Genomic DNA, 7,952 nt, shown 5'->3' with positions numbered 1-7,952 from the left:
CTAAATGTCTTGGTGGGAATTTAGGGGATTTTGGAGAATTTTGCAAAGGTCTCAGAATATCAAAAATCGGAAGTTCGGAAATACGGAAAAGCCTTTATATGCCTGCCGTTGTCGCGTATCGTTGCAATGCCTTTCCAGAATTTGTAGGCCGTCTGAAAAAGAAAGAGAAGCATAGAAAGCTGATATTAATTGCCATCATGCGGAAACTGGCGGTAATAGCGTTCACGCTTTTGAAGAACGGCCAAGATTTCCAATTGGAAAGGTATAAATAGATTTAACGCGGCCCAAAGCCCAGTAAATTTTTAATTTATTGAAAATAAAACATAAATCAAAATATTCAATCTATTCAAAACAAAACAAACACCCCGAACGAGTCGGGGTGCGAACACTTGTAACGTCAAGAAATGTAAATCTATTTGACTGTGCAATACACTATCTTTCTTATTCGGGTTTCTCTAAACTACATACTTATCTCAATTTATGTGTACAAAGATAAAAATATATATTGCTTAACAGAAGTATCATATATAGCAAAAATATAATGATTAATCCATAATTACCTGCATTTATTGTACTGAAGACAATGATAAAAAATAGATCTAATCCTACTAATTTATGGATAAAATATACAAATAAAGCTAAGAATATTAATCCAATTATTTTCCTATTGAGTAGAAAAAGCAAAATAGGAATATTATTCAAAAATAAAAAATAATTTAATAAAAACTTCATTACCCTCTATCTCTCCCTGTAGCTCAGATAACTCATAGATATCTCCATAAACAATATAATCTGAAATATAGAAATTTTGCTTACCAAGGAAAAAAGAGAATACGCATAGTAATAAAAAAATTATGCATCTAAAAAAATTATGAAACTTCATAAATAATATAACATGGTCCTCTACTTTATTAGATATAACTTTTATCTATAATATAATCAAACCATTCCCACCTAATCATCCCAACTGCAAATAAAATTCAGCTTTAATCGCTTGTTATGCTCAAATTATTTATATTTGAAGATTATAAACTCAATCTCATCTTTGCTAAATAGGTTATGGTTTATATAGATATAAAACACCGTCTGAAACAGATAAAGCCAATAAAGGATAATCTCTTTTACTATAATTTTTCCCTTTTTACCCCACTAAAACCGACGTTATACTAAGCGAGCCTGCAATCAGCTGATCATTGAAAAACGTAATCTCGTCTTGTGGTTCGCGTAATGCCATGATGTACAGTAATGGCAAGTAATGATCTGGAGTTGGCACTGAAAGCTCGGCCTTTTCGCCTAGCTGCTCATAATGCACCAAAGTTTCATTATCTTGTGCCGCAATCGCCTGATTGACCGTTTCACGAAAAGCAAACGCCCAGTCATACCCTGCACCGATTTGATCGATATGCTCCCAACTGATCGCCCTCAGATTATGCACAATATTGCCACTGCCGATAATCAACACACCTTGTTCTCGTAAAGCAGCTAATTTTTTCGCCAAATTAAAATGCCATTCTGCTGATTGCAAACGGTTAAGGCTAAGTTGCACCACGGGAATATCAGCACCGGGATAGAGATATTTCAATACCGCCCATGCGCCATGATCAAAGCCATGCGTCGGGTTCAGCTCGACATTTTCCGGCTGCAATAATGACCTCACTTGCTCCGCCAGCTCAGGCGAGCCAGGTGCAGGATATTGCACTTGGCTGAGCTCTTCAGGGAAGCCGTAGAAATCGTAAATCATTTCAGGGTATTCACCAGACGTAACCTGCAAACGGCTGCTGTACCAGTGCGCTGAAATCATCAAAATGGCTTTTGGTTTGGCAAAATTTTGCGTAATTAGGCTGAAATTCTGATTGAACGGGTTTTCTTTATCTAACGCATTCATCGGGCTACCATGCCCAACAAACAATACAGGCATTTTTTTCATGGTTTACTCCTCGTTATCGGATACAGCAGATTGTACGGATAAATTTTTATTCAAAAAATACCGGATTGCGAACAACATCTTTTACTAATAGGAAATAATAGCTGACAAAGTTGGATGTCCCATTGAAGTATTTAGAAGAATACATTAAAAGGCCGTCTGAACATTTTATTTCAGATAGCAAAAAATTTCTTTATTTCTGTATTGACAGAAATAAAAGATAAAAATAGAATACCATCACTATGAAACTGAATCCGACCACTGAAAAATTTATCCTCCATTGGGGTGAAATGGGTACCAAATGGGGCGTCAACCGTACCGTTGCGCAAATCCATGCCCTGCTCTACATCTTAGGCAGACCGATGAACGCCGAAGAAATCACCGAAACCCTCGGCGTAGCGCGCTCCAATGTCAGCAACAGTATTAAAGAGCTGCAAAACCTGAGACTGGTGCATACCGTGCATATCTTGGGCGACAGGCGCGATCATTTTGAAACTTCGGATGATGTCTGGACTTTGTTCCGCACCATTGCAGAAGTGCGTATGCAGCGTGAAATCGAACCGACGCGGCAATTTTTGCAAAGCCTGATCGACAGCCCTGAATTTAGTCAGGAAAATGAAACTGCCAAGCAGCGAATCCAACAAACCCATGATTTCATTAGTACGCTGACCATGTGGGCAAATGAAATGCTGAAGCTTTCTACTTCAACCATGGTAAAAATTTTGAAAATAGGTGCTGGAATACAAAAATTTTTCCGATGATGGCAATGGACTTGTTCTCAATAAACATAGCCAATGCTATTTAGGATATGGAAACATGCTCATGGCAGCCTTGCATGGGCATGTTTATCTGAAGCTTGATATTCTTTGGTAGATTTTGAATCACTGGATATGGATTTCCCACCCAAAGAAACAATCCCGGAGCCTATTTAAAATTTTTTGCCCTATAATTTCTCTTTTAACAGAAATTATAGAAATTAAAGACTAATTATATATTTAAACCAAAACAAAATAGGAAACCAGCATGTCCGACAACACTACGCACACCCTACCCGCCTACCTGCCTTACTCAATGGGGCTGCTATGGCTCTGGAGCGGTACCCAACCTCTGTTTTTCATGCCTGAAATGTCATTGGATTTGCTGCATTCGGTCGGCATTCCCGAACCCTTGCAATGGCCGACATTAATTACCGCTTCACTATTGGATATCGGTTTTGCCTTTTTATGCTTCAGCCGCTTTCGCTCCCGTTCTGCAATATGGCTGCTGCAACTGATAACCGTCGCGGCATACAGCCTAATCATCGCCTTCAGGCTGCCTGAAATGTGGGCGCATCCATTTGCGCCTTTGCTAAAAAACCTGCCGATTATGGCTACTTTGTTTTTCCTGTATCAATCCGTAGGAGATAAAAAATGAACACCTATTTAATCGTTAAAACCCTGCACATCATCTCGGCTACCTTAATGGTCGGCACCGGCTTTGGTACAGCGTTTTATCTCTTTTGGGCAAACCGCAGCGGCTCGGTTGCCGCGCAGTCGGTCGTATCGCATTGGGTCATCAAAGCAGACTGGTGGTTTACAACTCCTGCCGTCATTTTCCAGCCCTTATCCGGTTTATGGATGCTGTATGAACGCGGCTACACTGTTGCCACTATGCTGGAACAAAATTGGATATGGATGACGCTTACCTTATACATCTTTTCAGGCATTTGCTGGCTGCCCGTTGTTTGGCTGCAAATCCGCATGGCCAAGATTGCAGAAAAAGCGCATAAAGAAAACGCAGACACCATTCCGGAGCCCTACTGGCGTTACGCCAGACGCTGGGAATTGCTCGGCTACCCTGCCTTTTGCGCCACTATCGTAATTTACTTCCTGATGGTGATGAAACCGATTTAAAGGTTTTCAGACGGCCTCAGTAACAATATAAAGAAAAACATATGAACATCATCATTTTCGGAGGCAGCGGCTTCATCGGTAGCCGTACCGTTCAAATCCTCAAAGAACAAGGTCACCAAGTTTGCACGCCCGACCGCCGCGCCTTCGACTTTCTTCATCCTGATGAAACCGCCGCACGCCGTTTATTGGAAGGGCAAAACGTCCTCATCAACTGTATCGGCATCATGAGCCGGCATGCCGAAATACTCGAAACCGTACACCACCACACACCCAAACAGCTCGCCGCATGGGCAAAAGCAGCAGGTATAAAACGCTGGGTGCAACTATCCGCGCTGGGTGCCGATCCATTTCACTCCATCAACTTTGTCGGCAGCAAAGGACGTGGCGATGATGCCATTGCTCAAAGCGGCATACCGATTGCCATAGCCAGACCATCCGTCGTTTACGGACGTGGAGGAACCAGTTGCGAGCTATTCATCAAGCTAGCCCGCCTCCCTTTACTTCCCTTACCGGAAGCCGGTCGCTTTCATTTGCAGCCCGTACACCTTGCCGATGTTGCCGAAGGTTTGGCAAAACTTGCCGTCCAAGCCGACACCGACCATAGCATTATCAATATGACCGGCAGCCAAACGCTGACTTTGGCGGAATACCTGACCACCCTCCGCCAAACCCTGCATCACAAACCGCCGCAACACATCCTACCCGTTCCCCTACGCCTGATTGACCCAGCACTGCCGTTGGCAAACACCCTCAGCAACGGCATCATCAGCCGAGACAGCTTTGCCCTACTCAAGCAAGGCTCATGCGCTGACTATTCTGATTTTGCAGCTTTATTGGGAAGAGAACCTTTGGCGGCTGAAAACTTTGCCGGCTGAGGCTTTTACAAAAAGCCCTTTTACCCAACAGCCTAAATCCAAGTTCAGATTTTCAGCTGTTTCCGTTCCAAATCCCCCCATTAATCCCCCACGGATACCCGATAATCAGGTATCCGGGCTGTTTTTAGGTATAACAGGCGTACTTAACCTGTTTACGGCTTTCAATAAGTTAAAACACATAACCTTCAAATGGCTTTACTCACAAGCCGTCTGGAAGATTTTCTGAAGTTTTTTGATCATATACACATAAAATTTGCAGTAGAATAAAAAATGAGTTGACAGAAAATCAAATTGAATATATTATCTGATTGAATTTCATTTTTTCACCTACTGCAAGATGAAATGATTTTTAGAAAAAAGAAATAGTCAAGACAGAATTTAATCTGCTTATTATTCAACTATATTTTTAGAAAGGATATTTTTATATGAAAGCCATAGCGCTAAAACATTTGGCCCAGTTGAGCTCAGGCTTTACTATTAGAGAATCATTGGATTTTCTTGATGTTGGTGAGGTTAAAGCTGTACAAATAAAAGATTTACCTAAGCATAGCTACCGAATCAATACTGATTTACTCACTGATATTGAGTGGCGATATGACTCCAAACCACAATATTTAGCGAATAATGCAATTCTATTTGTTTCACGTGGTGAACCTGGTGCTTATCTTTTTACAGGTGACATAAATGAAAAAGTAGTAGCAAGTAATCCTTTTATTATCATCTACTTGAATGATGAAAATATTTTGCCGGAATTCATGGTTTGGTATCTTAATAATGCGATAACAGCAAAAAATTATTTGAACTCTGTCTCTCGAGGTAGTTCACTGCCTATTACTACAGTAGGAGCCTTGAAAGAACTGCCTGTTACTATTCCAACTCTAGCGCAACAAAAAGAGATCATTGAACGCCACTTACACGCACAGAGAGAAAAACAATACTTAGAGCAATTGGTTCAACTTCGTCATGAATACAACAATGCTTTAGCCGAACAACTTTTAATGAAAAACTAAGGAATCATCATGAACACTAAAAATATCCAACAACACCCTCATCACAGTACTCTTGTTTCAATTATCTGGAATATTGCTAATGGACTTCGTGGGACTTATCGTCCACCACAATACCGCCGTGTAATGTTGCCTTTAATTGTACTTGCTCGCTTTGATGCGATTTTGAGCAAACATACAGATGTGATGAAGGCTTTATTTGATGAGAACCAGAAGAAAACCGAAACAGTTAAGCTCCCACAGGCGTTGTTAGATAAAAAACTCACCGCGATTATTGGAACGCAACGCAATCAAACGCTGTATAACGTCAGCGGTTTTAATCTTGCTCGTTTATTGGATGACCCTGATCATATCCGCTCGAATTTAATCCAATACATCAACGGCTTTTCCGCTAAAGCGAAAGATATCTTTGACAAATTTGAGTTTGAAAAAGAAATCGACAAACTCGATGAGGCCAATCGTCTGTATAAAGTCCTGCAAACCTTTATCGGCGATTTGCAGTCGCACGGACTAACACTGTCACCAGATGTCATTTCAAACACGCAAATGGGCTATTTATTTGAAGAATTGATTCGTAAATTTAACGAGCAAGCAAACGAAGAAGCTGGGGATCACTTTACCCCGCGTGAAGTCATCCGCCTAATGGTCAATATTGCCTTTGCAGAAGATCATCAAGAACTGTCTAAATCTGGTGTATACCGTGAAATTTATGACCCGACCTGCGGTACGGGCGGCATGCTTTCCGAATCTGAAAAAGCCCTAAAAGGATTTAACCAAAATATCAATCTTGGATTATACGGGCAGGAGTATAACAACGAATCTTATGCCATCTGTTGTGCCGATTTATTGATTAAAGATGAACCTGCTGAGAACATTATTTTCGGAGATACCTTGGGGGTAAAAAATGCCAAAGATAAAGGCAATGGTTATACCCCGCATGATGGACACCCAAGCAAACGCTTTGATTATATGTTTGCCAATCCGCCTTTTGGTGTGGAATGGAAAATCCAAGAAGATTACGTCAAAGAAGAATACGCCGATAAAGGCTTTAACGGGCGTTTCGGGGCTGGTCTGCCGCGTATCAACGATGGTTCGCTCCTCTTTTTGCAACACATGATGAGCAAAATGAAACAGCCTGAAAAAGACGGTCAAGGCTCGCGCATTGCCGTAGTATTTAACGGCTCGCCGTTGTTTACCGGCGATGCCGGCAGTGGTGAAAGCAATATCCGCCGTTATGTAATTGAAAACGACCTGCTTGAAGCCGTTATCGCGCTGCCGGATCAAATGTTCTACAACACCGGTATTTATACTTACATTTGGATTTTATCGAATAAGAAAAGCGCGAAACGGCAAGGCAAAGTGCAGCTGATTAACGCGACGCAGTATTTCCAAAAAATGCAAAAATCGCTCGGCAATAAACGCAACGAATTGTCTGAACAGCATATCGCAGATATTACCAAACTGTATGCCAATTTTGCCGAAACCAAAGACAGCAAGATTTTCAACAACCAAGATTTTGCTTATTTGAAAATCACGGTAGATCGTCCGTTGTGCCTCAATTTCCAAGCCAGCGCAGAACGCATTGAAAAACTGTGGGAACAAACCGCCTTTGTGAATTTAGCCAAAAGCAAAAAACTCAAAGACGAAGCGCAGATTAAAGCTGATGAAGCCATTGGCGTCGCGCAGCAACAAGCCATTATTGTCGCATTAAATGGCTTGGGCGATGAATTATATAAAAATCGTGAGGCATTTTTAAAAGCGTTGAATCCGACCTTAAAAGCCTTAGATTTCACCATTGGCGCACCGCTGAAAAAAGCGATTTTAGAAGCCTTAAGCGAGCGTGACCAAACTGCTGATATTTGCACGGACAGCAAAGGCAATAAAGAAGCTGATTCACAACTGCGCGATAGCGAACTGGTACCGATGCCGTCTGAAATGCCATTCCCATTAAGTTTGGGCTATGACAACGAAACGAATTTGGACGAATTATTGACCGCACTTTGTCCAACGGTAGAAGAGTATATGAAAGCAGAAGTCTTACCACATGTACCTGATGCGTGGGTGGATGAGGGCAAAACCAAACTGGGCTTTGAAATTCCGATTAACCGTCATTTTTATGAATACCAGCCACCGCGTGATTTAGCGGTTATCAAAGCCGAAATCAACGCTTTGGAACAAGAAATCATGCAAATGCTGGGGAATTTGCAATAACAAGCGGTCGGAAATTTTCCGGATTTTGCAAAATATCATCGTA

General features: G+C 41.5%; 8 protein-coding genes. 7 read left to right on the top strand and 1 reads right to left on the bottom strand.

Annotation, left to right across the window (positions count from 1 at the left end; translation table 11 throughout):
• On the top strand, positions 1-272 hold a 272-nt coding region (locus HMPREF3022_RS11400), incomplete at its 5' end, for a transposase (protein ID WP_141756515.1).
• An 869-nt stretch (positions 273-1,141) separates the two neighbouring features.
• Here HMPREF3022_RS11400 and ygiD read toward each other — a convergent pair.
• A complete protein-coding gene (ygiD, locus tag HMPREF3022_RS08885; RefSeq protein WP_049333869.1) occupies positions 1,142-1,927 on the bottom strand; it encodes a 4,5-DOPA-extradiol-dioxygenase in 786 nt (261 codons plus the stop codon).
• A 239-nt stretch (positions 1,928-2,166) separates the two neighbouring features.
• Between ygiD and HMPREF3022_RS08880 the strand changes: the two genes are divergently transcribed.
• The 6 genes from HMPREF3022_RS08880 (at position 2,167) to HMPREF3022_RS08855 (ending at position 7,909) form a co-directional block, all read left to right on the top strand.
• Complete coding sequence (locus HMPREF3022_RS08880) at positions 2,167-2,685, top strand: GbsR/MarR family transcriptional regulator (protein ID WP_049333867.1); 519 nt, start codon at positions 2,167-2,169, stop codon at positions 2,683-2,685.
• Positions 2,686-2,947: 262 nt separating this feature from the next.
• Positions 2,948-3,337, top strand: a complete 390-nt coding sequence (locus HMPREF3022_RS08875; protein ID WP_049333864.1) for a DoxX-like family protein — start codon at positions 2,948-2,950, stop codon at positions 3,335-3,337.
• Positions 3,334-3,816, top strand: a complete 483-nt coding sequence (locus HMPREF3022_RS08870) for a DUF2269 family protein (protein WP_049333862.1) — start codon at positions 3,334-3,336, stop codon at positions 3,814-3,816. Before HMPREF3022_RS08875 ends, HMPREF3022_RS08870 begins: the two co-directional genes overlap by 4 nt.
• A 41-nt stretch (positions 3,817-3,857) precedes the next feature.
• Positions 3,858-4,691: an NAD-dependent epimerase/dehydratase family protein gene (locus tag HMPREF3022_RS08865; RefSeq protein WP_049333860.1), complete on the top strand. Its 834-nt coding sequence runs from the start codon at positions 3,858-3,860 to the stop codon at positions 4,689-4,691.
• Positions 4,692-5,116: 425 nt separating this feature from the next.
• A complete protein-coding gene (locus HMPREF3022_RS08860; RefSeq protein WP_049333858.1) occupies positions 5,117-5,701 on the top strand; it encodes a restriction endonuclease subunit S in 585 nt (194 codons plus the stop codon).
• Positions 5,702-5,710: 9 nt separating this feature from the next.
• Positions 5,711-7,909: a type I restriction-modification system subunit M gene (locus HMPREF3022_RS08855; protein WP_049333856.1), complete on the top strand. Its 2,199-nt coding sequence runs from the start codon at positions 5,711-5,713 to the stop codon at positions 7,907-7,909.
• Positions 7,910-7,952 lie beyond the last annotated feature (43 nt).

Source organism: Neisseria sp. HMSC065C04, assembly GCF_001815375.1.
GTDB lineage: Bacteria > Pseudomonadota > Gammaproteobacteria > Burkholderiales > Neisseriaceae > Neisseria > Neisseria flavescens_D.
The sequence above is the reverse complement of the archived record's forward strand: the minus strand, read 5'-3'. Positions and strand labels throughout refer to the sequence as shown.